The sequence below is a fragment of the Lysinibacillus sp. NPDC093216 genome (genome assembly GCF_050280325.1).
Taxonomy (GTDB): Bacteria; Bacillota; Bacilli; order Bacillales_A; family Planococcaceae; genus Lysinibacillus.
This window is the reverse complement of the sequence record NZ_JBNNVB010000012.1, coordinates 14,925-37,032: the sequence shown is the minus strand read 5'-3', so window position 1 is coordinate 37,032 and position 22,108 is coordinate 14,925. Positions and strand designations below refer to the sequence as shown.

General features: G+C 39.5%; 32 protein-coding genes. All 32 read left to right on the top strand.

Going from position 1 to position 22,108, the window contains the following annotated elements; all coding sequences use genetic code 11:
• Nucleotides 1–4: 4 nt before the first annotated feature.
• The 32 genes from ACQKOG_RS14470 (at nucleotide 5) to secY (ending at nucleotide 22,079) form a co-directional block, all read left to right on the top strand.
• A complete protein-coding gene (locus ACQKOG_RS14470) occupies nucleotides 5–253 on the top strand; it encodes a ribosomal L7Ae/L30e/S12e/Gadd45 family protein (protein WP_142509905.1) in 249 nt (82 codons plus the stop codon).
• Between the two features lie 98 nt (nucleotides 254–351).
• Nucleotides 352–771 carry a 30S ribosomal protein S12 gene (rpsL, locus tag ACQKOG_RS14465; protein WP_010860613.1) on the top strand — a complete coding sequence of 140 codons (420 nt, stop codon included), beginning with the start codon at nucleotides 352–354 and terminating at the stop codon, nucleotides 769–771.
• Nucleotides 772–920: 149 nt separating this feature from the next.
• The gene (gene rpsG, locus ACQKOG_RS14460; RefSeq protein WP_100542814.1) at nucleotides 921–1,391 is read left to right on the top strand and encodes a 30S ribosomal protein S7; all 471 of its coding nucleotides are present in this window, start codon (nucleotides 921–923) and stop codon (nucleotides 1,389–1,391) included.
• Nucleotides 1,392–1,433: 42 nt separating this feature from the next.
• Nucleotides 1,434–3,512: an elongation factor G gene (gene fusA, locus ACQKOG_RS14455; protein ID WP_370077734.1), complete on the top strand. Its 2,079-nt coding sequence runs from the start codon at nucleotides 1,434–1,436 to the stop codon at nucleotides 3,510–3,512.
• Nucleotides 3,513–3,648: 136 nt separating this feature from the next.
• Entirely contained in the window at nucleotides 3,649–4,836 is a 1,188-nt protein-coding gene (gene tuf, locus ACQKOG_RS14450; RefSeq protein WP_370077732.1) for an elongation factor Tu, read from the top strand.
• 290 nt (nucleotides 4,837–5,126) lie between these two features.
• Complete coding sequence (locus ACQKOG_RS14445) at nucleotides 5,127–5,810, top strand: response regulator transcription factor (protein ID WP_370077965.1); 684 nt, start codon at nucleotides 5,127–5,129, stop codon at nucleotides 5,808–5,810.
• Nucleotides 5,811–5,816: 6 nt separating this feature from the next.
• A complete protein-coding gene (locus tag ACQKOG_RS14440; RefSeq protein WP_427447114.1) occupies nucleotides 5,817–6,833 on the top strand; it encodes a sensor histidine kinase in 1,017 nt (338 codons plus the stop codon).
• A gap of 96 nt (nucleotides 6,834–6,929) precedes the next feature.
• A complete protein-coding gene (locus tag ACQKOG_RS14435; RefSeq protein ID WP_370077728.1) occupies nucleotides 6,930–7,691 on the top strand; it encodes an ABC transporter ATP-binding protein in 762 nt (253 codons plus the stop codon).
• A complete protein-coding gene (locus tag ACQKOG_RS14430; RefSeq protein WP_427447112.1) occupies nucleotides 7,681–9,639 on the top strand; it encodes an FtsX-like permease family protein in 1,959 nt (652 codons plus the stop codon). The genes ACQKOG_RS14435 and ACQKOG_RS14430 overlap by 11 nt, the downstream gene beginning before the upstream one ends.
• 165 nt (nucleotides 9,640–9,804) lie before the next feature.
• Complete coding sequence (locus ACQKOG_RS14425; RefSeq protein ID WP_415731964.1) at nucleotides 9,805–11,121, top strand: Na+/H+ antiporter family protein; 1,317 nt, start codon at nucleotides 9,805–9,807, stop codon at nucleotides 11,119–11,121.
• A 479-nt stretch (nucleotides 11,122–11,600) separates the two neighbouring features.
• The gene (rpsJ, locus tag ACQKOG_RS14420) at nucleotides 11,601–11,909 is read left to right on the top strand and encodes a 30S ribosomal protein S10 (protein ID WP_004233624.1); all 309 of its coding nucleotides are present in this window, start codon (nucleotides 11,601–11,603) and stop codon (nucleotides 11,907–11,909) included.
• A gap of 45 nt (nucleotides 11,910–11,954) precedes the next feature.
• Complete coding sequence (gene rplC / locus ACQKOG_RS14415; protein ID WP_370077722.1) at nucleotides 11,955–12,584, top strand: 50S ribosomal protein L3; 630 nt, start codon at nucleotides 11,955–11,957, stop codon at nucleotides 12,582–12,584.
• A gap of 26 nt (nucleotides 12,585–12,610) precedes the next feature.
• On the top strand, nucleotides 12,611–13,234 hold the full coding sequence (gene rplD, locus ACQKOG_RS14410; protein WP_427447109.1) for a 50S ribosomal protein L4: 624 nt from the start codon (nucleotides 12,611–12,613) through the stop codon (nucleotides 13,232–13,234).
• Nucleotides 13,234–13,518: a 50S ribosomal protein L23 gene (gene rplW, locus ACQKOG_RS14405; RefSeq protein ID WP_053482811.1), complete on the top strand. Its 285-nt coding sequence runs from the start codon at nucleotides 13,234–13,236 to the stop codon at nucleotides 13,516–13,518. The genes rplD and rplW overlap by 1 nt, the downstream gene beginning before the upstream one ends.
• A gap of 47 nt (nucleotides 13,519–13,565) precedes the next feature.
• Nucleotides 13,566–14,396, top strand: a complete 831-nt coding sequence (rplB, locus tag ACQKOG_RS14400; protein ID WP_036124661.1) for a 50S ribosomal protein L2 — start codon at nucleotides 13,566–13,568, stop codon at nucleotides 14,394–14,396.
• Nucleotides 14,397–14,456: 60 nt separating this feature from the next.
• Complete coding sequence (gene rpsS, locus ACQKOG_RS14395; RefSeq protein ID WP_049662848.1) at nucleotides 14,457–14,735, top strand: 30S ribosomal protein S19; 279 nt, start codon at nucleotides 14,457–14,459, stop codon at nucleotides 14,733–14,735.
• Between the two features lie 22 nt (nucleotides 14,736–14,757).
• Nucleotides 14,758–15,102 carry a 50S ribosomal protein L22 gene (gene rplV, locus ACQKOG_RS14390; protein WP_004233639.1) on the top strand — a complete coding sequence of 115 codons (345 nt, stop codon included), beginning with the start codon at nucleotides 14,758–14,760 and terminating at the stop codon, nucleotides 15,100–15,102.
• A 3-nt stretch (nucleotides 15,103–15,105) separates the two neighbouring features.
• A complete protein-coding gene (gene rpsC / locus ACQKOG_RS14385) occupies nucleotides 15,106–15,759 on the top strand; it encodes a 30S ribosomal protein S3 (protein WP_049662850.1) in 654 nt (217 codons plus the stop codon).
• A 1-nt stretch (nucleotide 15,760) separates the two neighbouring features.
• On the top strand, nucleotides 15,761–16,195 hold the full coding sequence (gene rplP / locus ACQKOG_RS14380; RefSeq protein WP_010860599.1) for a 50S ribosomal protein L16: 435 nt from the start codon (nucleotides 15,761–15,763) through the stop codon (nucleotides 16,193–16,195).
• Nucleotides 16,185–16,385, top strand: coding sequence for a 50S ribosomal protein L29 (gene rpmC, locus ACQKOG_RS14375; RefSeq protein WP_049662852.1), 201 nt, complete (start codon nucleotides 16,185–16,187; stop codon nucleotides 16,383–16,385). The genes rplP and rpmC overlap by 11 nt, the downstream gene beginning before the upstream one ends.
• An 18-nt stretch (nucleotides 16,386–16,403) precedes the next feature.
• A complete protein-coding gene (gene rpsQ / locus ACQKOG_RS14370; protein ID WP_053482810.1) occupies nucleotides 16,404–16,667 on the top strand; it encodes a 30S ribosomal protein S17 in 264 nt (87 codons plus the stop codon).
• 43 nt (nucleotides 16,668–16,710) lie between these two features.
• The gene (gene rplN / locus ACQKOG_RS14365; protein ID WP_004233650.1) at nucleotides 16,711–17,079 is read left to right on the top strand and encodes a 50S ribosomal protein L14; all 369 of its coding nucleotides are present in this window, start codon (nucleotides 16,711–16,713) and stop codon (nucleotides 17,077–17,079) included.
• Nucleotides 17,080–17,114: 35 nt separating this feature from the next.
• Entirely contained in the window at nucleotides 17,115–17,423 is a 309-nt protein-coding gene (gene rplX, locus ACQKOG_RS14360) for a 50S ribosomal protein L24 (protein WP_049662858.1), read from the top strand.
• A 27-nt stretch (nucleotides 17,424–17,450) separates the two neighbouring features.
• A complete protein-coding gene (gene rplE / locus ACQKOG_RS14355) occupies nucleotides 17,451–17,990 on the top strand; it encodes a 50S ribosomal protein L5 (RefSeq protein ID WP_004233654.1) in 540 nt (179 codons plus the stop codon).
• Nucleotides 17,991–18,012: 22 nt separating this feature from the next.
• Nucleotides 18,013–18,198, top strand: a complete 186-nt coding sequence (locus ACQKOG_RS14350) for a type Z 30S ribosomal protein S14 (protein ID WP_004233656.1) — start codon at nucleotides 18,013–18,015, stop codon at nucleotides 18,196–18,198.
• Between the two features lie 29 nt (nucleotides 18,199–18,227).
• Nucleotides 18,228–18,626 carry a 30S ribosomal protein S8 gene (rpsH, locus tag ACQKOG_RS14345; protein WP_008181717.1) on the top strand — a complete coding sequence of 133 codons (399 nt, stop codon included), beginning with the start codon at nucleotides 18,228–18,230 and terminating at the stop codon, nucleotides 18,624–18,626.
• 30 nt (nucleotides 18,627–18,656) lie between these two features.
• Nucleotides 18,657–19,196, top strand: coding sequence for a 50S ribosomal protein L6 (gene rplF / locus ACQKOG_RS14340; RefSeq protein ID WP_323648588.1), 540 nt, complete (start codon nucleotides 18,657–18,659; stop codon nucleotides 19,194–19,196).
• A gap of 32 nt (nucleotides 19,197–19,228) precedes the next feature.
• Nucleotides 19,229–19,588, top strand: coding sequence for a 50S ribosomal protein L18 (gene rplR, locus ACQKOG_RS14335; protein ID WP_323654727.1), 360 nt, complete (start codon nucleotides 19,229–19,231; stop codon nucleotides 19,586–19,588).
• A 21-nt stretch (nucleotides 19,589–19,609) separates the two neighbouring features.
• Nucleotides 19,610–20,113: a 30S ribosomal protein S5 gene (gene rpsE / locus ACQKOG_RS14330; RefSeq protein WP_053482806.1), complete on the top strand. Its 504-nt coding sequence runs from the start codon at nucleotides 19,610–19,612 to the stop codon at nucleotides 20,111–20,113.
• A gap of 13 nt (nucleotides 20,114–20,126) precedes the next feature.
• The gene (gene rpmD, locus ACQKOG_RS14325) at nucleotides 20,127–20,309 is read left to right on the top strand and encodes a 50S ribosomal protein L30 (RefSeq protein WP_323654726.1); all 183 of its coding nucleotides are present in this window, start codon (nucleotides 20,127–20,129) and stop codon (nucleotides 20,307–20,309) included.
• A 34-nt stretch (nucleotides 20,310–20,343) separates the two neighbouring features.
• On the top strand, nucleotides 20,344–20,784 hold the full coding sequence (gene rplO, locus ACQKOG_RS14320) for a 50S ribosomal protein L15 (protein WP_323654724.1): 441 nt from the start codon (nucleotides 20,344–20,346) through the stop codon (nucleotides 20,782–20,784).
• Entirely contained in the window at nucleotides 20,784–22,079 is a 1,296-nt protein-coding gene (secY, locus tag ACQKOG_RS14315; protein WP_370077715.1) for a preprotein translocase subunit SecY, read from the top strand. The genes rplO and secY overlap by 1 nt, the downstream gene beginning before the upstream one ends.
• Nucleotides 22,080–22,108: the final 29 nt, after the last annotated feature.

Genomic DNA, 22,108 nt, shown 5'->3' with positions numbered 1-22,108 from the left:
GAAAATGTCTTATGATAGAGTAAGGGATAGTCAAACAATCATAGGTACAAAGCAAGCAGTAAAAGCAATGCAAGCTGGTTCAGTGAAAGAACTTTTTGTGGCACTTGATGCAGACAATTGGGTAACCGATTCGGCCATATCTTTCGCGAGAGAAATCGGTATACCAGTTATTCTTGTTGAGTCCAAAAAGGAACTGGGCAAGGCCTGTGGAATCCACGTTGGAGCTGCGGTAGTTGCGATCACTGTAGAGTAGTTTTTGTGTATTGAACACAAAGACTTTGTTTTTACCCAAAAAATGAACCACCTGGATGTGTGGTATTAACAAGGAATAAATGAAGGGAGGAAATACCGATGCCTACAATTAACCAATTAGTACGTAAGCCTCGTCAATCTAAAATCACGAAATCAAAATCACCAGCGTTAAACAAAGGATATAACTCATTTAAAAAATCTTTAACTGATGTTAAATCTCCACAAAAACGCGGTGTTTGTACTCGTGTAGGTACAATGACACCTCGTAAACCAAACTCAGCGTTACGTAAATACGCTCGTGTACGTTTAACTAACCAAATTGAGGTTACAGCTTATATCCCAGGTGAAGGCCACAACTTACAAGAGCACAGTGTTGTTCTTATCCGTGGCGGACGCGTAAAAGACTTAGCGGGTGTTCGTTACCATATCGTACGTGGTGCTCTTGATACAGCTGGTGTAAACGGTCGTTTACAATCACGTTCTAAATACGGAACAAAACGCCCTAAAGAAAAAAAATAATTTAACATTATTGAGCGTTGCTTAATAATGGACTTGAAGTAGTAGTCGCAAATTTCCAACCTTGCTAGCAGATTGGAAATTTGCCTGGCAACTATGACAAGGTAATTCTTATAAAATAAATCGATAATTATTCGAAAGGAGGAAAACACATGCCTCGTAAAGGTCCTGTTTCCAAACGTGACGTGTTACCAGATCCAATTTATAGTTCAAAACTAGTAACTCGTTTAATTAATAAAATGATGGTTGATGGTAAAAGAGGTACTTCTCAAAAGATTTTATACGGTGCGTTCGATCTAGTTAAAGAACGTTCTGGTGAAAATCCAATTGAAGTATTCGAAGCTGCTCTAAACAACGTAATGCCAGTTCTTGAAGTTCGTGCTCGCCGTGTTGGTGGTTCTAACTACCAAGTGCCAGTAGAAGTACGTCCAGAACGTCGTACAACTTTAGGTCTTCGTTACCTAGTTAACTACGCTCGTCTTCGTGGTGAAAAAACAATGGAAGAGCGTTTAGCTAACGAAATCCTTGATGCTTCTAACAACACTGGTGCATCAGTTAAAAAGCGTGAAGATATGCACAAAATGGCAGAAGCGAACAAAGCATTCGCTCACTACCGTTGGTAATCTAAACATCGCATAAGCCCAATATGGAAGGAGAAATACCTTATGAAACGCGAATTCTCTCTTGAGAATACTCGTAATATTGGGATCATGGCTCACATTGATGCTGGTAAAACAACAACTACTGAGCGTATCCTTTATTACACAGGTAAGATTCACAAAATCGGTGAAACTCACGAAGGCGCTTCTCAAATGGACTGGATGGAGCAAGAGCAAGAACGTGGTATCACAATCACTTCTGCTGCAACAACAGCTCAATGGGACGGCCACCGTGTAAACATCATCGATACTCCTGGACACGTAGACTTCACTGTAGAAGTTGAACGTTCATTACGCGTACTTGATGGTGCTGTAACAGTTCTTGATGCTCAATCTGGTGTTGAACCTCAAACTGAAACAGTATGGCGTCAAGCTACAACTTACGGCGTTCCACGTATCGTGTTCATTAACAAAATGGATAAAACAGGAGCAGATTTCCTATATTCTGTAGGAACTCTACACGAACGTTTACAAGCAAACGCTCATCCTATCCAATTACCTATCGGAGCTGAAGATCAGTTCTCAGCAATCATTGACTTAGTTGAAATGAAAGCTACTTTCTACGGCGACGAAAAAGGTACAGCAGTAACTGAAGGTGAAATTCCTGAAGAACACCGCGCACAAGCTGAAGAATACCGTGAAAAATTAATCGATGCTGTTGCAAGTGTTGATGAAGAAATCATGGAAAAATATTTAGAAGGTGAAGAAATTTCTGTTGCTGAACTTAAAGCGGCTATCCGTCGTGCTACGATCGCAGTAGAATTTTACCCAGTAATCTGTGGTACAGCATTCAAACACAAAGGCGTACGCCCAATGTTAGATGCAGTTATCGATTACTTACCATCTCCATTAGATGTACCAGCAATCAAAGGTACTGATGTTGATGGTGACGAGGAATTAGAACGTCATTCTTCAGATGAGGAGCCATTCTCAGCTCTTGCATTTAAAGTTATGACTGACCCATTCGTAGGTAAATTAACTTTCTTCCGTGTGTATTCTGGAACTTTAGAATCAGGTTCATACGTACAAAACTCTTCTAAAGGTAAACGTGAACGCGTAGGCCGTATCCTACAAATGCACGCAAACTCTCGTGAAGAGATTTCTAAAGTATTCGCTGGGGACATCGCAGCAGCAGTAGGTCTTAAAGATACTACTACTGGTGATACTCTATGTGACGAGAAAAACCTAGTTATTCTTGAATCAATGGAATTCCCTGAGCCAGTAATTTCTCTTTCTGTAGAACCAAAATCAAAAGCTGACCAAGATAAAATGGGTCAAGCTTTACAAAAACTTCAAGAAGAGGATCCAACTTTCCGTGCTCATACTGACACAGAAACTGGTCAAACAATCATCTCAGGTATGGGTGAGCTTCACCTTGATATCTTAGTTGACCGTATGCGCCGTGAATTTAAAGTAGAAGCTAACGTAGGTGCTCCAATGGTATCTTACCGTGAAACATTCCGTAGCTCTGCAAAAGTTCAAGGTAAATTCACTCGCCAATCTGGTGGTCGTGGACAATACGGAGACGTAACGATTGAGTTCTCTCCAAATGAAGAAGGTAAAGGCTTTGAATTCGAAAACGCTATCGTTGGTGGTGTAGTACCTCGTGAATACATTCCTGCAGTAGAAGCTGGTCTTCGTGACTCTCTTGACCGCGGTGTAGTAGCTGGTTACCCACTTATCGACATTAAAGCGAAATTAGTATTCGGTTCTTACCATGACGTTGACTCGAATGAGATGGCGTTCAAAATCGCTGCATCTATGGCTCTTAAAGAAGCTTCGAAGCAATGTGATGCAGTTATTTTAGAACCAATGATGAAAGTAGAAGTTGTAATTCCAGAAGAATACCTTGGTGATATCATGGGTAACATTACTTCTCGTCGCGGACGCGTAGAGGGTATGGAAGCTCGCGGTAACTCTCAAGTTGTTCGTGCAATGGTTCCTTTAGCGGAAATGTTTGGTTATGCAACAACTCTTCGTTCAGCAACGCAAGGTCGTGGTGTATTCTCAATGACATTCGATCATTATGAAGAAGTACCAAAATCAATCGCTGCTGAAATCATCAAAAAAAATAAAGGTGAATAATTGAATTTTCATCTTGCATAAAGTATAACTAATTTGTAAGCTATGATTGTGGGATAGAGGATGGGCCCGTTCTCTATCAGCATTCATTCTATAAATTTTAAAATTAAAACATATAATTTTGAGGAGGCAATCTCTAATGGCTAAAGAAAAATTCGACCGTTCAAAAACGCATGCTAACATTGGTACAATCGGACACGTTGACCATGGTAAAACTACTTTAACTGCTGCTATCGCAACAGTTCTTTCTAAAAAAATGGGTGGGGAAGCTAAATCATACGCTGATATCGATAACGCTCCAGAAGAAAAAGAACGTGGTATTACAATCAATACTTCTCACGTAGAATATGAAACTGATACTCGTCACTATGCACACGTTGACTGCCCAGGACACGCTGACTATGTTAAAAACATGATCACTGGTGCTGCACAAATGGACGGCGGTATCTTAGTAGTATCTGCTGCTGATGGCCCAATGCCACAAACTCGTGAACACATCCTTTTATCTCGTCAAGTAGGTGTTCCTTACTTAGTAGTATTCATGAACAAATGTGATATGGTAGACGACGAAGAATTATTAGAATTAGTAGAAATGGAAATCCGTGACCTACTTTCTGAATATGACTTCCCAGGTGACGATCTTCCTGTAATCAAAGGTTCTGCTCTTAAAGCTCTTGAAGGCGAAGCAGAATGGGAAGAAAAAATCGTTGAATTAATGGACGCTGTAGATTCTTACATCCCAACTCCAGAACGTCAAACTGACAAACCATTCATGATGCCAGTAGAGGACGTATTCTCTATCACTGGTCGTGGTACAGTTGCAACTGGCCGTGTTGAACGTGGTCAAGTTAAAGTTGGTGACGTAATTGAAATCATCGGTATCACTGAAGAAGCTAAATCTACTACTGTAACTGGTGTAGAAATGTTCCGTAAATTATTAGACTACGCTGAAGCTGGTGACAACATCGGTGCTTTACTTCGTGGTGTAGCTCGTGAAGAAATCCAACGTGGTCAAGTATTAGCTAAACCAGGCTCAATCACTCCACACACTAACTTCAAAGCTGAAGTTTATGTTTTATCAAAAGAAGAGGGTGGCCGTCATACTCCATTCTTCTCTAACTACCGTCCTCAGTTCTACTTCCGTACAACTGACGTAACAGGTATCTGTAACTTACCAGAAGGCGTTGAAATGGTAATGCCTGGCGATAACATCGAAATGACAGTAGAACTTATCGCTCCAATCGCTCTTGAAGAAGGTACTAAATTCTCTATCCGTGAGGGCGGCCGTACTGTAGGCGCTGGCGTAGTTGCTTCTATCCAAAAATAATTTTAGCGCAAGCTAATTTACGAAACCAATCTGTAGGGACGCTTACAGATTGGTTTTTTTGTGTTAAAATATGTAAAGAATATTTGGTAATCTTAGTTGAATTAGATTATTTTATGTTTACATAATGGGTGAAATACCGAAAAAATACAAATAGCGTTTTTTTACACCGCTAGAGATGAAAGCTAATACCATCGGACGCCCCAGTCGGAACGGAAATCAGCCTCAGGTTATGACGATGAGCTTATTTAATACATATAAACATTTCATGAAAGGAGAATTTGCAAATGGAGATGAAAATATTGCTGATTGAAGACGATCCATCAATTTTCGAAATGATTCAGACACGTTTTGCACAATGGTCGCTTCAGGTTGTAGGTCCTAAAGATTTTCAAAAGGTGATGGATGATTTTATTGAACAAAAGCCACAGCTTGTATTGATTGACATTCAGCTTCCAGCCTATGATGGCTTTCATTGGTGTCGTGAAATACGTCATATCTCAAAGGTGCCAATTCTCTTTTTATCTTCACGAGACCACCCAATGGATATGGTTATGGCAATGCAAATGGGTGCGGATGACTTTGTACAAAAGCCTTTCCATATGGAAGTATTACTAGCAAAGGTACAAGCTATTTTACGCCGTACATATGATTATATAGAAGAATCCATGGATGTCACACGGTTTAATGGTGCAGTTATTGACTATGCACGCAGTGAAATTATGTATGGAGGTAACCTTGCTTCGCTAACAAAAAATGAACTCTTTATTTTACGCATTTTAGTGGAGAAGGCCGATCAAATAGTTTCTAGAGATGATTTAATGAGAAAGTTATGGGATGATGAGCGCTTTGTCAATGATAATACATTGTCGGTAAATGTTAATCGATTACGCACTAAGCTAGAGGATATAGGTTTACAAGAAGCGATTTTAACTAAAAAGGGACTTGGTTATATGGCTGTAACACAAGGGACGTGAGTGACAATGCTAATTCTATTTTTAAGAGAACGGCTCGCTTGGATAGGCTTTTTCGCTTTTATCATCGTTATGATCAATGTTTTATTTTCTTTAGACGCTGGATTTGTGGGAATATCAATTTGGTATATGAATATTAGTGTGCTTATTAGTTTTATGGTCTTTCTTATTTGGCGATATATACTAGAAGTAAGGCAGCTAAAGGATTTCCTGGGAAATGTGGAAAGTCAACTCGATGATGTGCATAGCAATAGTATGTCGTTATCACCTTTTCAAACAGCATACCTGACGAAAATTGAAGATGTTTTTTACGACAAGAACACAGAGTTAAATCAAGCGAAGGTACAGCTGCAGGAATATTCGGATGAACTCCTAGCGTGGGTTCATGAAGTAAAGGCACCTTTGACTTCAATTAATTTAATGCTGGATCACGTAGAAGATTTGACACTACGTCGTAAATTGGAGACTGAGTGGTTAAGACTACATTTATTAGTTGATCAGCAGCTGCACCAAACACGTTTAGCTTCTATTGAAAAAGATAATTATATGTCAGAGGTCGAGTTAAGAACTGTTGTCTATAAGGAAATAAGAGCTATGCAGGCATGGTGTATTGAAAAAGGTATTGGTTTCGATGTTGCAGAGTTAACAGAGGCAGTGATGACGGATGGTAAATGGTTAGCCTTTACAATCCGACAAATTCTGTCTAATGCCATTAAATATAGTCCTACAAACTCAGAGGTATCGATTTTTACGGAAGTAGATGTAACTGGAGCAACACTACTACATATAAAAGATGCAGGTGTTGGCATTCGTAAGGAGGATCTACCTCGAATTTTTTATAAATCGTATACTGGGACAGCCGGAAGAGAATCAGCGCAATCGACAGGTATGGGCTTATATTTAGCCTATAATGTGGCGCAGAAAATCGGTGTTCGTATTACTGTTCAATCCAGTGTTGGTGAAGGCTCGATATTTACATTGCGTTTTCCATTGCAAAATGAATATGTCAAACTAACAGGTAGATGACGAAATTGTCACCTACCTTTTTATATTGTCATGTAAAACGCACGAATTAACGACATAGACAGGGTACACTTGAACTATAGAAAGGGGCGTTTACAAGTGGCGGTTTTAATTGGTCGTAAAGTAAAAAAAGTATATGGTAAAAAATCAACAGCCCAAGAGGTGTTAAAGGGTATTGATGTAGAAGTGAATCAAGGTGAATTTGTTGGCATTATGGGACCTTCAGGCTCTGGGAAGACAACACTCTTAAATGTTCTGTGTTCAATTGACTTTGCAACTGAAGGTGTTATTGAAATAAATGGTCAAAACTTACGTGGTATGAAGGAGAAGGCGTTAGCTAATTTCCGTCGTGAACAATTGGGATTCATTTTCCAAGATTATAATTTATTAGATACACTAACGGTGAAAGAAAATATTTTACTACCATTAGCTATTGGGAGGCTACCAAAGGCTGTTGCAGAGAGCCGTGTAAAGGAGCTTACACATTTATTAGGTATTGCTGAGATTTTAAATAAATATCCAAACGAAATATCAGGTGGTCAAAAGCAACGTACATCAGCGGCTCGGGCACTAATTACAAATCCTTCGCTTGTATTTGCTGATGAACCTACAGGCGCACTTGATTCAAAATCAGCTACTGCACTTTTAAAAAATCTACAAAGTATTAATGAGTCAAAAAAAGCAACGATTATGATGGTTACGCATGATGCAGTAGCAGCGAGTTTTTGTACACGTGTTTTATTTTTGAAGGACGGGCTTATTTATAGTGAGCTATATAAAGGAGATAAAACGAGACAAGCATTTTTTCAAGAGATCATGCATACGCAAAGTGTGCTAGGCGGTGACGGCTATGAGTCTTAGTAAACTCGTACTACGCAGTATGAAGAAAAATATGAAGCATTATTATTTATATTTTTTCGCACTTATTTTTAGTGTTACTTTATATTTTTCTTTTGTGACATTGCAAAATAATGCTGAAGTGTTGGCTACAGTAGACAAGAGCGGTACCGCCAAAGCGGGATTTGCTGCGGCAACCTATATGCTGTACTTTATTGTCTTGTTTTTCGTCCTATATGCCAACCATCTATTTATGAAGCGTCGCAGTAAGGAAATAGGCTTGTATCAGCTAATAGGGATGACAAAGGGGCTCATCGTACGCTTATTAGCGGTAGAAAGTATCCTCTTATTTGTAGGAGCAATCGTTTTAGGGATGCTTGCAGGGTTCTTTAGTTCGCGCTTATTTGCAATGATATTACTGCGGGTACTCGAAAAAGAGGCGCTTGTGACGATGACATTTAGTACAGAGGCATTACAGCAGTCTATCGTAGTATTTGCCATTCTGCTAGTAATTGTACTTGTGCAAATGGCTTGGATGATTTATCGCGTATCATTACTATCATTATTCAGTGCTTCCAAGCAAGCCGATGAGCGCGTAAAGCGTTTCAACCCATTACAAATGGTTATTGGTTTTTTAGGACTTGTATTTATTGCATATGGCTACTATGCATCAACGAAGCTTTTCGATATTAACTCTCAGGGTAATTTAACGCTTAATATGATTATTATTTTAACAACTACCATTGGTGGAACATTCCTTGTTTTCCGTTTCTCTGTAGCATTTATTATAAATTCAATTCGTCTTAAGAAAAATGGACATTTAACTGTCCGTGATGTATTAGCATTAACACCGATTATGCATCGTATGAAAGGCAATGCGAAATCCTTAACGCTTATTACGGTTTTAACGGGTTTTTCACTTGGGCTTACAACTTTAGCATATATTTCGTATTATTCATCAGAATCGTCGGTATATAGCCAAGTGCCTGGTGATTATGTATTACTTGAAGATAAGGGCCAGGAATTTTTAAAGAAGCTAGAAGAAAATAATATTGCTTTTGATAAAAGAGATTACCGATTACAGAGTGTTTCAGCTTCGTTTACACAATTATTATCTGATAGTCAGCAAAATGAGGATAATCCCCTTTTTGGTTTAGATGGAATCATTTATACAATTCCACTTTCTGATTATCAACAATTAGTTCCTGAAGCTTCCGTTTCGGATAATGATGTTATATTAACAAACTATGGTGGTTATATGGCAGAGATGTTTCCGCTTGAAAAGGATCGTGATGTAGTTGTCACACCAAGAGGTCCAGAGGGGACTAAGGAAGAAACGCTTCATGTTAAAGAGGTTCGAGATGAAAGTATTATAAGTGGTACTGTGACTTCTGGGCCGGGGGGGCCAATTTTTGTAGTTCCAGATGCACTGTTTGAAAAGTTAGCTGCTCATGATGTACCTGATATGTGGCAAAATCAAACTACTATAAATCTAAAGAATAAAAGTGATTTAGCTCTAGCAGAGAAATTATATATGCAATCAAATGGCGAAAACTTTATACAATCCTATGAAGAAGAGCGTAAGGTGAATATCGAAACGTTAGGAATAACGATATTTACAGTAGCATTTTTAGGCTTAGCGTTTTTAATGACAACAGGTAGTATTTTATACTTTAAACAAATGTCTGAGGCTGAAGAGGAGCGAGGTTCTTATACGGTATTAAGAAAGATTGGCTTCGCTGAAAAAGATATTATGAAAGGCATATATATGAAACAAGCCTTTAATTTTGGTGTTCCATTAATAGTAGGGCTGCTCCATAGTTACTTTGCTGTAAAGTCGGGCTGGTTTTTATTCGGCTCAGAGTTAACTGCGCCATTGTGGATTGCTATGAGCTGCTATATAGCGTTATACGCTATCTTCGCTATACTTTCCGTTGGCTATTATAAAAAAGTCATTCGTGAATCATTATAATAGGAAGAAACCTAAAAGCAGTATGATTATTTAAGATCATACTGTTTTTTTGTCGTTTAAATTAGGAAGATTATTATAGGGGCATAAAAATATCTTGACTTTCAATTATTAGACGGTTAAAGTTTAACGTATTAGTAATCTAGTGTACGAAAGTGAAGTGTTGAAATGAACGCAGTAATTGTGGCAGTAGCTGTCATGTTAATATTAAGCTTGCTCCGTATCAATGTTGTTCTTTCTCTTGTGTTGGGGGCCTTTGCGGGAGGTCTAACAAGTGGCATGGGCATTGAAGCAACTGTAAAATCATTTACAGAAGGATTAGGAGCAGGGGCAACTATTGCTTTAAGCTATGGGTTGCTTGGTGGTTTTGCTATCGCCATTTCAAAAACAGGAATTCCTGAATTAATGATTGCAGGGATTTTAAAGATATTAAATAAAAACGGTACAAGTAATCGAAAAGGTTTAGTAAAGGTTTTAATCTTCTTACTGATCTTTATGATGTCTATTTTCTCACAAAATTTAATTCCAATTCATATAGCCTTTATCCCATTATTGGTACCTCCACTTTTAAAAGTTTTAAATATGCTAGAGGTTGATCGACGAATTATCGCAACACTAATTGCTGTTGGTTTAATAGGAACATATAGTTTCGTTCCCGCTGGCTTCGGGGCTATATTCCAAGACATCGTTTCGACGCAAGTATCCAAGGCTGGTATGGAGGCATCTTCACGTGATGTACCAGTAGCAATGGCTATACCCGTTCTAGGGATGCTAATTGGGTTATGTGTAGCCTTTTTCGTTTACCGAAAGCCTCGACAATATCAAAATAACGATGTGGAGACAGAGTCTTTAAATGTAAATGTTAGTAAGTTTGTAATTGTTTCTACGACTGTGGCTTTAATTATCTCTCTATGTGCACAAATTTATACTGATTCGATGATTGTAGGTGCTTTTGCTGGCATTATGATTATGTATTTCACTGGTGCACTTAAATGGAAAGAAGCAGATGAGATTCTTTCCGAGGGAATGAAGATGATGGCCTTTATTGGTTTTGTCATGATCGCAGCAAATGGCTTTGCATCAGTTATTAACGCCACCGGTCATGTAGATAGCTTAATTAGTGGTTCGATAAACATTCTTCAAGGGAATACGAGTCTAGCTATATTAATTATGTTGGTCATTGGTTTAATTGTGACGATGGGAATCGGATCTTCCTTTGCGACGGTACCTATCATCGCGACCTTATTTGTTCCTCTTGCACAAGGGTTAGGAATGAGTCCTTTGGCGATTATTTGTCTAATAGGTACAGCAGGTGCTTTAGGTGATGCAGGCTCTCCTGCTTCAGATTCTACTCTTGGACCAACTGCGGGTTTAAATGTAGATGGACAGCATAATCACATTTGGGATACATGTGTGCCAACATTTATTTTTATTAACATCCCACTTATTATATTTGGCTGGATTGCATGTGTGTTTTTCTTATAAGTAATAGAAAGAGCAGTTTCTAACTATTAGAGGCTGCTTTTTTTATTGTCATTATGAAATTATAGATTCTTAATGGTGGCATAATTAAGTGCATCGTTTTCGTCTAGGATAAAGTGCATCATCTACAAATTGAGTTCACCAGTGCTTTAGCGAACACGTTCTTGCAGCTGATTATTGTTAGAAATATTCGAAAACGTTGATATAACAACCTTATGTGTTGCAATGTTCATGGGAATTTTATATACTAGTAAACGGCTTAGATAAGCGAGAAATATTAGTAGTAAGAATATCTGCAACATTTAAAAGAATTTAGCGAAAAGCCTTGCTTATTCTTTTTTTATTGTGTATAATGTTGAATGTTGGTCTTTGACTGCGATGAAACGAGAGGTTGCCGACACACCCGGCCGCTTTGCCATGGCGGTGTGTGGGAAAATTTTCGTGGAGAATGTCTAGAAAATAGGCGAGAAGGAGGGAAAATAATGGCAAAACAAAAGATTCGTATTCGTTTAAAAGCGTATGATCACCGTATTTTAGATCAATCTGCTGAGAAAATTGTGGAAACTGCAAAACGTTCAGGTGCAAGTGTATCAGGTCCGATTCCACTTCCAACTGAGAAGTCTGTGTACACAATTCTTCGTGCTGTTCACAAGTATAAAGATTCTCGTGAACAATTCGAAATGCGTACGCATAAACGTCTGATCGATATCGTTAACCCAACACCACAAACTGTTGATGCGTTAATGAAACTTGATTTACCATCTGGCGTTGATATCGAAATCAAACTTTAATGGTAAAAAATATAACTTTTTTAAAACTTACAGGAGGTGTGACAAATGACTAAAGGAATCTTAGGTAGAAAAATTGGTATGACACAAGTTTTCGCTGAAAACGGCGATTTAATCCCGGTAACAGTTATCGAGGCTGCTCCAAACGTAGTACTTCAAAAGAAAACTGTTGAAACAGACGGCTACGAAGCTATCCAAGTTGGTTTTGAAGACAAGCGTGTTAAGCTTTCTAACAAACCAGAACAAGGTCACGTAGCAAAAGCGAACACTGCTCCTAAGCGCTTCATCCGTGAATTCCGCAACGTAAACGTTGGAGAATACGAAGTTGGTCAAGAAGTCAAAGTAGAAATTTTCGCAGAAGGCGATGTAATTGATGTAACAGGTGTTACTAAAGGTAAAGGTTTCCAAGGTGTAATTAAACGCCATGGTCAATCTCGTGGTCCTATGGCCCACGGTTCTCGTTACCACCGTCGTCCTGGTTCAATGGGTCCAGTTGCTCCGAACCGCGTATTCAAACAAAAGAAATTACCTGGTCAAATGGGTGGCACTGTAGTTACAATCCAAAACTTAGAAATCGTGAAAGTTGATGCGGAACGTAACTTACTACTTGTTAAAGGTAATGTTCCTGGTTCTAAAAAAGCTCTAGTTACAGTTAAAACTGCAATTAAAGCTAAGTAATCACCTAAGGAAAGGAGGAAACAGGAATGACAAAAGTATCTGTACTTAGTCAAACAGGTGCTTCAGTTGGTGAAATCGAATTAAACGATGCGATTTTTGGAATCGAGCCAAATGAAGCAGTATTATTCGACGCTGTAGTAGCTCAACGTGCTTCTCTTCGTCAAGGTAATCACAAGGTTAAAAACCGTTCTGAAGTTGCTGGTGGTGGTCGTAAACCATGGCGTCAAAAAGGAACTGGTCGTGCTCGTCAAGGTTCTATCCGTTCTCCACAATGGCGCGGTGGTGGTATCGTATTCGGTCCAACTCCACGTAGCTACTCTTATAAATTACCGAAAAAAGTTCGCCGCTTAGCTCTTAAATCAGCTTTATCAGCTAAAGTAGTAGAACAAAACTTCTTAGTTCTTGATGCTCTTACATTAACAGCACCAAAAACAAAAGAATTCACAAAAATTCTTAAAGATCTTTCTTTAGAGAAAAAATCTTTATTCGTAACTGCTGACCTAGATGAAAACGTAGCATTATCTGCTCGTAACATCCCTGGTGTAACAGTTTTAACTGCAAATGGAATCAACGTTCTTGATCTATTAGGTCATGAAAAAGTTGTATTCACAAAATCTGCAGTAGAAAAAGTTGAGGAGGTGCTTGGATAATGGAAGCACGTGATATTTTAAAACGTCCGGTCATTACTGAGCGTTCTTCAGAACTTATGGCAGAGAAAAAGTATACTTTCGAAGTAGACACTCGCGCTAACAAAACTCAAGTAAAAGACGCTGTAGAAGAAATCTTTGGTGTAACAGTTGAGAAAGTAAACGTTCTTAACTACAAAGGTAAATTCAAACGCGTAGGCCGTTACGGTGGTTACACTAACAAACGTCGTAAAGCGATTGTTAAATTAACTGCTGATAGCAAAGAAATCGAATTATTCGAAATGTAATCCTTTATGGATTTATGATTTGAACAATCAAGAAGGAGGGAAACACAATGGCGATTAAAAAGTATAAACCTACCTCTAATGGTCGTCGTAATATGACGTCTTTAGACTTTGCGGAAATTACAACTAACAAGCCTGAGAAATCATTGCTTGAACCAACTAAACGCAAAGCTGGTCGTAACAACCAAGGTAAAATCACTGTTCGTCATCATGGCGGTGGACATAAGAAGCAATACCGTGTTATCGATTTCAAACGTGTAAAAGATGGCATTCCGGCTAAAGTTGCTACTATTGAATATGATCCAAACCGTTCTGCGAATATCGCATTAATCAACTACGCTGATGGAGCAAAAGCTTACATCTTAGCACCAAAAGGTCTAGAGGTTGGTCAAACAATCGTATCTGGTCCAGATGCTGATATTAAAGTAGGTAACGCATTACCATTAGCAAACATTCCAATGGGTACTACAATCCATAACATCGAGTTAAAACCTGGTAAAGGTGGACAATTAGTACGTTCTGCAGGTACTTCTGCTCAAGTACTTGGTCGTGAAGACAAATACGTAATCGTTCGTCTACAATCTGGTGAAGTACGTTTAGTGTTAGCTACTTGCCGCGCTACAATCGGTCAAGTTGGTAACGAACAACACGAACTAGTACACATCGGTAAAGCAGGTCGTAGCCGTTGGTTAGGTAAACGCCCAGAAGTTCGTGGTTCTGTAATGAACCCTAACGATCACCCACACGGCGGTGGTGAAGGACGTTCTCCAATCGGACGTAAATCACCGATGACTCCTTGGGGTAAACCAGCACTTGGTTACAAAACTCGCAAGAAGAAAAACAAATCGGATAAATTCATCATCCGTAGTCGTAAAAAATAAAGTGGTTAAACTACGGTTCTATGTGAGAGCCGTGGTGGAATCACGGAGGGAGGTTCCTACATGGGTCGCAGCTTGAAAAAAGGACCTTTTGTCGATGACCACTTAATGAAAAAAGTGGAAGCGCAAGAGGCTTCTGAGAAAAAACAAGTTATTAAAACTTGGTCTCGCCGTTCTACAATTTTCCCGACATTCATCGGTTTAACTATTGCTGTTTATGATGGACGTAAACACGTTCCTGTATACGTAACAGAAGATATGGTAGGCCATAAACTTGGTGAGTTCGCACCGACACGCGCTTACAAAGGTCACGGTGCAGACGACAAGAAAACAAGACGCTAATTTTGAGAGGAGGTAAATCCTAATGACACAAGCTAAAGCTATCGCTCGTACTGTTCGCATTGCTCCTCGTAAAGTCCGTCTAGTTGTAGACTTAATCCGAGGCAAGCAAGTTGGTGAGGCAGTTGCAATTTTACGTCATACTCCAAAAGCGGCGTCTCCAGTCGTTGAAAAAGTATTAAAATCTGCAGTTGCTAACGCTGAACACAACTACGATCTTGACATCAACTCTTTAGTAGTTTCTGAAGTTTTCGTTGATGAAGGTCCAACATTAAAACGTTTCCGTCCACGTGCACAAGGACGTGCAAGCGCAATTAACAAACGCACAAGCCACATCACGCTAGTGGTATCTGAGAAGAAGGAGGGTTAATCCGTGGGTCAAAAAGTACATCCAATAGGACTACGCGTTGGTATTATTCGTGACTGGGAGTCAAAATGGTACGCTGAAAAAGACTATGCAACTCTACTTCACGAAGACATCAAAGTGCGTAAATATATTGAAACGGCTCTTAAAGACGCTTCTGTTTCTAAAGTAGAAATCGAACGCGCTGCAAACCGTGTAAACATTACAATTCACACTGCGAAACCAGGTATGGTAATCGGTAAAGGTGGTTCTGAAGTTGAAAATCTTCGTAAATACCTTAGCGATTTAACTGGTAAACGTGTACACATCAACATTATCGAAATCAAACGTGCTGATCTTGACGCTCGTCTAGTAGCTGAAAACATCGCTCGTCAATTAGAAAACCGTGTATCATTCCGTCGTGCGCAAAAGCAAGCGATCCAACGCACAATTCGTGCTGGTGCAAAAGGAATTAAAACACAAGTATCTGGTCGTTTAGGTGGCGCTGATATCGCGCGTGCTGAACACTATAGTGAAGGAACTGTTCCACTTCATACTCTACGTGCTGACATCGACTATGCACACGCAGAAGCTGACACTACTTACGGTAAATTAGGCGTTAAAGTATGGATCTACCGTGGTGAAGTTCTTCCTACGAAGAAATCTGTGGAAGGAGGCAAATAATATGTTATTGCCTAAACGCGTAAAATACCGTCGTGAACACCGCGGAAACATGCGTGGCGAAGCGAAAGGCGGTAAAGAAGTATCTTTCGGCGAATGGGGCTTACAAGCTCAAACAGCTAGCTGGATTACTAACCGTCAAATCGAATCTGCACGTATCGCGATGACTCGTTACATGAAACGTGGCGGTAAAGTTTGGATTAAAATCTTCCCGCACAAACCTTACACTAAAAAACCTCTAGAAGTCCGCATGGGTTCTGGTAAAGGTTCTCCTGAAGGTTGGGTTGCAGTAGTAAAACCAGGAAAAGTAATGTTCGAAATCGCTGGTGTATCTGAAGAGATCGCACGTGAAGCACTTCGTTTAGCATCACATAAGCTTCCTGTTAAATGTAAGATCGTAAAACGTCAAGAAACTGGTGGTGAATCTAATGAAAGCTAATGAAATCCGTGACCTTGCCACTTCTGAATTAGAATTGAAAGTGAAATCACTGAAAGAAGAGCTTTTCAACCTTCGCTTCCAATTGGCGACTGGTCAATTAGAAAACACAGCTCGTATTCGTGAAGTGCGTAAAGCAATCGCGCGTATGAAAACTGTTATTCGTGAAAGAGAAATCAGTGCAAATAACTGATAAAGGAGGTTTTCAAGTATGACTGAGCGTAATCAACGCAAAGTTTACACGGGCCGCGTTGTTTCAGATAAAATGGACAAAACTATTTCTGTTTTAGTTGAAACTCACAAAAAGCACAAGCTTTATGGTAAACGTGTAAAATACTCAAAAAAGTTTAAGGCTCATGATGAGTTAAACACAGCGAAAATCGGTGATATCGTACGTATCATGGAAACTCGCCCGCTATCAGCTACTAAACGTTTCCGTCTAGTTGAAGTTGTAGAAAAAGCGGTTATTATTTAATAACTATTTCGGAACAACCAATTTCCGAAGGGAGGTAACCTAAGTGATCCAACAAGAAAGTCGTATGAAAGTTGCTGACAACTCAGGTGCACGTGAAGTTCTTACAATTAAAGTCCTTGGTGGCTCTGGCCGTAAAACTGCTAACATCGGTGATATCGTTGTTTGTACAGTTAAGAAAGCAACACCAGGTGGCGTTGTTAAGAAGGGTGACGTTGTTAAAGCTGTTATCGTTCGTACTAAATCAGGCGTACGTCGTAAAGATGGTACGTACATCAAATTTGATGAAAATGCTTGTGTAATTATTCGTGATGATAAATCACCACGCGGAACTCGTATTTTCGGACCTGTTGCACGTGAATTACGTGACAGCAACTTCATGAAAATCGTTTCTCTAGCTCCAGAAGTTCTTTAATTTCATGACAGTGCCAATCAAGGAGGTGCGACAGCATGCATGTAAAAAAAGGTGACAAGGTTAAGGTTATCACTGGTAAGGATAAAGGCAAAGAAGGCGTTATTCTTGCTGCTTACCCTAAACAAGATCGCGTTCTTGTTGAAGGTGTGAACATCGTGAAAAAACACGTAAAACCTAACCAATTGAATCCACAAGGTGGTATTGTAAGCCAAGAGGCTGCAATTCACATTTCGAACGTAATGCTAATCGATCCTAAATCTGGCGAGCCGACTCGTGTAGGTTATAAAATCGAAAACGGTAAAAAAGTTCGTGTTGCAAAAAAATCAGGTGCAGTAATCGACTAATTTCTATAAAAGAAGGGAGGTACACAAATGAGCCGCCTAAAAGAAAAATATTTAAATGAAGTTTCTCCTGCTCTTATGAGCAAGTTTGGATATAAATCAGTTATGCAATTGCCGAAAGTTGAGAAAATCGTTATCAACATGGGTGTTGGTGACGCAGTTCAAAACTCAAAAGCATTAGACGCAGCTGTAGAAGAATTAACAATTATCACTGGTCAAAAACCAGTTGTAACTAAAGCAAAAAAATCGATTGCAGGTTTCCGTCTACGTGAAGGTATGCCTATCGGTGCAAAAGTTACATTACGCGGTGAGCGTATGTATGAATTCTTGGACAAATTAATCTCAATTTCACTACCTCGTGTACGTGACTTCCGTGGTGTTTCTAAAAAAGCATTCGATGGTCGCGGTAACTACACTTTAGGTGTTAAAGAGCAATTAATTTTCCCAGAAATCGATTACGATAAAGTTTCAAAAGTACGCGGTATGGACATCGTGATCGTAACGACAGCGAATTCTGATGAAGAAGCTCGCGAGTTATTGACACAATTCGGTATGCCGTTCCAAAAGTAATTTAAACAAGGAGGGCGAAAACGTGGCTAAAAAATCTATGATCGTTAAACAACAACGTAAGCAAAAGTTTAAAGTGCAAGAATATACACGTTGTGAACGCTGTGGTCGTCCACACTCTGTATATCGCAAATTCAAACTTTGCCGTATTTGTTTCCGAGAACTTGCATATAAGGGACAAATTCCTGGCGTGAAAAAAGCCAGCTGGTAATCCCCTAATTTGGGAAGGAGGTAAATGTAATGACAATGACTGATCCGATTGCAGATATGCTTACTCGCATTCGTAATGCGAACATGGTTCGTCACGAGAAGTTAGAAGTACCAGCTTCCAACGTGAAAAAAGAAATCGCTGAAATTTTAAAGCGTGAAGGTTTCGTACGTGACGTAGAATACGTGGAAGACAACAAACAAGGTATCATCCGTATCTTCTTAAAATACGGTAAAGATAACGAGCGCGTTATCACTGGTTTAAAACGTATTTCTAAACCTGGTCTACGAGTATATGCAAAAACAAATGAAGTTCCTAAAGTACTGAACGGTCTTGGTATCGCTTTAGTGTCAACTTCACAAGGTTTATTAACAGATAAAGAAGCTCGCGCTAAACAAGTTGGCGGCGAAGTTCTAGCATACGTTTGGTAATTAGCAATAAATGAATGGAGGTGCAACTAAATGTCTCGTGTAGGTAAAAAAATTATCGAGGTACCAGCTAACGTAACTGTTACTGTTGCAGCTGACAACTCAGTTACCGTTAAAGGTCCTAAAGGCGAACTTGTTCGTTCTTTCCACCAAGATATGAAAATTGAGCAAGAAGGTAACGTAATCTCTGTATCACGTCCTTCTGACTCAAAAGAACACCGCACAAACCACGGTACAACTCGTGCGCTATTAGCGAACATGATTACTGGTGTTTCTGCAGGTTTCGAAAAATCATTAGAACTTATCGGTGTTGGTTACCGTGCGCAATTACAAGGTAAAAAACTTGTTCTTAACGTAGGTTATTCACATCCAGTTGAGTTCACACCTGAAGATGGTCTAGAAGTTGAAGTTCCTTCAAACACTAAAATCATCGTTAAAGGTATCAGCAAAGAACGTGTTGGTGCTCTTGCATCTAACATCCGTGACGTGCGTCCACCAGAGCCTTACAAAGGTAAAGGGATCCGTTATGAAGGCGAATACGTTCGTCGTAAAGAAGGTAAAACAGGTAAATAATGCTGCTTAAGCATTAGAAAGGAGTGACCCTTGTGATTACGAAACAAGATAAAAATCAGGTTCGTAAAAAACGTCATGCACGCGTACGTTCTAAAATTTCGGGTACTGCTGAGCGTCCACGCTTAAACGTATTCCGTTCTAACAAGAACATCTACGCTCAACTTATCGATGACGTAGCAGGCGTAACAATCGTTAGCGCATCTTCTCAAGAAAATGGTTTTGAAAGTGCTGGTAGCAATGTTGATGCTGCAACTAAAGTCGGTGAAACAATCGCAAAACGCGCTACGGAAAAAAATATTACTGCTGTAGTATTTGACCGTGGTGGTTACTTATATCATGGACGTGTAAAAGCTTTAGCTGAAGCTGCACGTGAGAACGGTTTACAATTTTAATAAAAAGGAGGGACACATTTCATGAGTCGAATTGACGCAAACAAACTTGGAGAACTTGAAGAACGCGTAGTTACTATTAACCGTGTTGCTAAAGTTGTTAAAGGTGGACGTCGCTTCCGCTTCACAGCATTAGTTGTAGTTGGCGATAAAAACGGTCACGTTGGTTTCGGTACTGGTAAAGCTCAAGAGGTGCCAGATGCTATCCGTAAAGCTGTTGAAGATGCGAAGAAAAACTTAATCGAAGTGCCACGCGTAGGTGGAACAACTCCACACTTAGTGCAAGGTCGCTTTGGTGCAGGAGAAATCCTAATTAAACCTGCTGCTCCTGGTACAGGAGTTATCGCTGGTGGTCCAGTACGTGCCGTACTAGAACTTGCTGGTATTACTGATATTCTTTCAAAATCACTTGGAACTAACACACCAATCAATATGGTGCGTGCAACTATTCAAGGTTTAACTGAATTAAAACGCGTAGAGGACGTAGCTAAATTACGTGGTAAATCAGTGGAAGAAATATTAGGATAAGGGGGGAAAGATAATGGCTAACAAATTAGAAATCACCCTTACAAAATCTGTGATTGGTTCTAAACCAGCACAACGTAAAACTGTAGAAGCTCTAGGTTTACGTAAATTAAACCAAACTGTTGAGAAAGCTGACAATGCAGCAACTCGCGGTATGATTGATGTAGTAGCTCACTTAGTTACTGTAAAAGAAAACTAATTTTTAATTAACGAACAAGGAGGTGCCATCCAATATGAAACTTCATGAGTTAAAACCAGCAGAAGGATCCCGTAAAGTACGTAACCGCGTAGGTCGCGGTATCGGTTCTGGTAACGGTAAAACTGCAGGTAGAGGTCATAAAGGTCAAAACTCTCGTTCTGGCGGCGGTGTACGCCCAGGATTCGAGGGTGGTCAAAACCCTTTATTCCGTCGTTTACCGAAACGCGGCTTTACTAACATTAACCGTAAAGAGTACGCGATCGTTAATCTTGACACATTAAATCGTTTTGAAGATGGTGCAGAGGTAACAACTGCATTATTACTTGAAACAGGTTTAGTGAGCAATGAAAAAGCTGGAATTAAAGTTCTTGGAAACGGAACTCTTGATAAAAAGCTTACAGTAAAAGCTCATAAATTCTCAGCTTCAGCTAAAGAAGCAATCGAGAATGCCGGCGGAACTACTGAGGTGATTTAATGTTTCAGACGATCTCTAACTTTATGCGTGTTCGAGATATACGAAATAAAATCATTTTCACTCTTTTAATGTTAATCGTTTTCCGTATTGGTACGTTTGTACCGGTACCAAACGTTGACGCTAATGTATTAAAGGCAACTGATGAGTTCAGTCTCGTTGGTTTCCTAAATACTTTTGGCGGTGGTGCTTTGAGTAACTTCTCTATCTTTGCGATGGGAATTATGCCTTACATCACTGCTTCAATTATTGTTCAGTTATTGCAAATGGACGTAGTACCGAAATTTGCTGAGTGGGCAAAGCAAGGTGAAGTCGGAAGACGAAAACTTGCACAATTTACTCGTTACTTTACAATTATTCTTGCTTTTATCCAATCCTTCGCAATGTCATTTGGTTTTAACAGAATGTACGGCGGATCATTGATTAAAGAAGAAGGAGTTTTAACATATGTTACGATTTCTATTGTATTAACGGCGGGTACAGCATTCCTAGTATGGCTTGCTGAACAAATTACTGCACATGGCGTTGGAAATGGTATTTCTATTGTAATTTTCGCAGGTATTACTGCGGCATTACCGAATGCCGTTAACCAAATCTATGCACAGCAAATCGAGGGTGCTGGGGATAAACTATTTATCAATCTAGTTATTCTTGGATTGCTTGTTTTAGTTATGCTTGCAGTTGTTGTTGGAGTTATCTACGTGCAACAAGCACTGCGTAAAATTCCAATTCAGTATGCTAAACGAGTTACTGGACGCAACCAACAAACAGGTGCTCAACAAACGCATTTACCGTTAAAAGTAAATGCTGCAGGGGTTATTCCGGTAATCTTTGCATCAGCGTTTCTGACGACACCACGTGTGTTAGCTCCATTCTTTGGTGAAGGTGCTGTAGCATCATTCATTGAACACTCGTTTAATAATGCTAATCCTGTTGGGATGGTTATTTACATTGTATTGATCGTCGCGTTCACATATTTCTATGCATTCGTACAAGTGAATCCAGAAAATGTGGCAGATAACTTGAAAAAGCAAGGTGCTTACATTCCGGGTATTCGTCCGGGTGAAAGTACGCAAACGTATTTAACAAGCGTGTTATATCGTCTGACATTTGTCGGTGCGATTTTCTTAACTGTTATTTCAGTAATGCCGATTATACTCATGAACATTATGAAACTACCTGCCACAGTGCAGATCGGTGGTACTAGTATTATTATCGTAGTCGGCGTAGCGCTGGAAACGATGAAACAGCTAGAATCTCAACTTGTTAAACGTCACTACAAAGGCTTTATGAAGTAATGTTGGTTTTTAGGGAACGTTCTATCGTT

What these genes read in the sequence shown, in the direction of transcription:
- rplD (WP_427447109.1), top strand. Translation starts at nt 12,611, where the DNA reads ATGACAAAAGTATCTGTACTTAGTCAAACAGGTGCTTCAGTTGGTGAA.
- rplE (WP_004233654.1), top strand. Translation starts at nt 17,451, where the DNA reads ATGAGCCGCCTAAAAGAAAAATATTTAAATGAAGTTTCTCCTGCTCTT.
- ACQKOG_RS14470 (WP_142509905.1), top strand. Translation starts at nt 5, where the DNA reads ATGTCTTATGATAGAGTAAGGGATAGTCAAACAATCATAGGTACAAAG.
- rplF (WP_323648588.1), top strand. Translation starts at nt 18,657, where the DNA reads ATGTCTCGTGTAGGTAAAAAAATTATCGAGGTACCAGCTAACGTAACT.
- rpsL (WP_010860613.1), top strand. Translation starts at nt 352, where the DNA reads ATGCCTACAATTAACCAATTAGTACGTAAGCCTCGTCAATCTAAAATC.
- rpsH (WP_008181717.1), top strand. Translation starts at nt 18,228, where the DNA reads ATGACAATGACTGATCCGATTGCAGATATGCTTACTCGCATTCGTAAT.
- ACQKOG_RS14430 (WP_427447112.1), top strand. Translation starts at nt 7,681, where the DNA reads ATGAGTCTTAGTAAACTCGTACTACGCAGTATGAAGAAAAATATGAAG.
- rplW (WP_053482811.1), top strand. Translation starts at nt 13,234, where the DNA reads ATGGAAGCACGTGATATTTTAAAACGTCCGGTCATTACTGAGCGTTCT.
- secY (WP_370077715.1), top strand. Translation starts at nt 20,784, where the DNA reads ATGTTTCAGACGATCTCTAACTTTATGCGTGTTCGAGATATACGAAAT.
- ACQKOG_RS14445 (WP_370077965.1), top strand. Translation starts at nt 5,127, where the DNA reads ATGAAAATATTGCTGATTGAAGACGATCCATCAATTTTCGAAATGATT.
- rpsS (WP_049662848.1), top strand. Translation starts at nt 14,457, where the DNA reads ATGGGTCGCAGCTTGAAAAAAGGACCTTTTGTCGATGACCACTTAATG.
- rplB (WP_036124661.1), top strand. Translation starts at nt 13,566, where the DNA reads ATGGCGATTAAAAAGTATAAACCTACCTCTAATGGTCGTCGTAATATG.
- rpsJ (WP_004233624.1), top strand. Translation starts at nt 11,601, where the DNA reads ATGGCAAAACAAAAGATTCGTATTCGTTTAAAAGCGTATGATCACCGT.
- rpsE (WP_053482806.1), top strand. Translation starts at nt 19,610, where the DNA reads ATGAGTCGAATTGACGCAAACAAACTTGGAGAACTTGAAGAACGCGTA.
- ACQKOG_RS14440 (WP_427447114.1), top strand. Translation starts at nt 5,817, where the DNA reads ATGCTAATTCTATTTTTAAGAGAACGGCTCGCTTGGATAGGCTTTTTC.
- rpsG (WP_100542814.1), top strand. Translation starts at nt 921, where the DNA reads ATGCCTCGTAAAGGTCCTGTTTCCAAACGTGACGTGTTACCAGATCCA.
- rpsQ (WP_053482810.1), top strand. Translation starts at nt 16,404, where the DNA reads ATGACTGAGCGTAATCAACGCAAAGTTTACACGGGCCGCGTTGTTTCA.
- rpmC (WP_049662852.1), top strand. Translation starts at nt 16,185, where the DNA reads ATGAAAGCTAATGAAATCCGTGACCTTGCCACTTCTGAATTAGAATTG.
- rplX (WP_049662858.1), top strand. Translation starts at nt 17,115, where the DNA reads ATGCATGTAAAAAAAGGTGACAAGGTTAAGGTTATCACTGGTAAGGAT.
- rplP (WP_010860599.1), top strand. Translation starts at nt 15,761, where the DNA reads ATGTTATTGCCTAAACGCGTAAAATACCGTCGTGAACACCGCGGAAAC.
- fusA (WP_370077734.1), top strand. Translation starts at nt 1,434, where the DNA reads ATGAAACGCGAATTCTCTCTTGAGAATACTCGTAATATTGGGATCATG.
- ACQKOG_RS14425 (WP_415731964.1), top strand. Translation starts at nt 9,805, where the DNA reads ATGAACGCAGTAATTGTGGCAGTAGCTGTCATGTTAATATTAAGCTTG.
- tuf (WP_370077732.1), top strand. Translation starts at nt 3,649, where the DNA reads ATGGCTAAAGAAAAATTCGACCGTTCAAAAACGCATGCTAACATTGGT.
- rplC (WP_370077722.1), top strand. Translation starts at nt 11,955, where the DNA reads ATGACTAAAGGAATCTTAGGTAGAAAAATTGGTATGACACAAGTTTTC.
- rpmD (WP_323654726.1), top strand. Translation starts at nt 20,127, where the DNA reads ATGGCTAACAAATTAGAAATCACCCTTACAAAATCTGTGATTGGTTCT.
- rplV (WP_004233639.1), top strand. Translation starts at nt 14,758, where the DNA reads ATGACACAAGCTAAAGCTATCGCTCGTACTGTTCGCATTGCTCCTCGT.
- rplO (WP_323654724.1), top strand. Translation starts at nt 20,344, where the DNA reads ATGAAACTTCATGAGTTAAAACCAGCAGAAGGATCCCGTAAAGTACGT.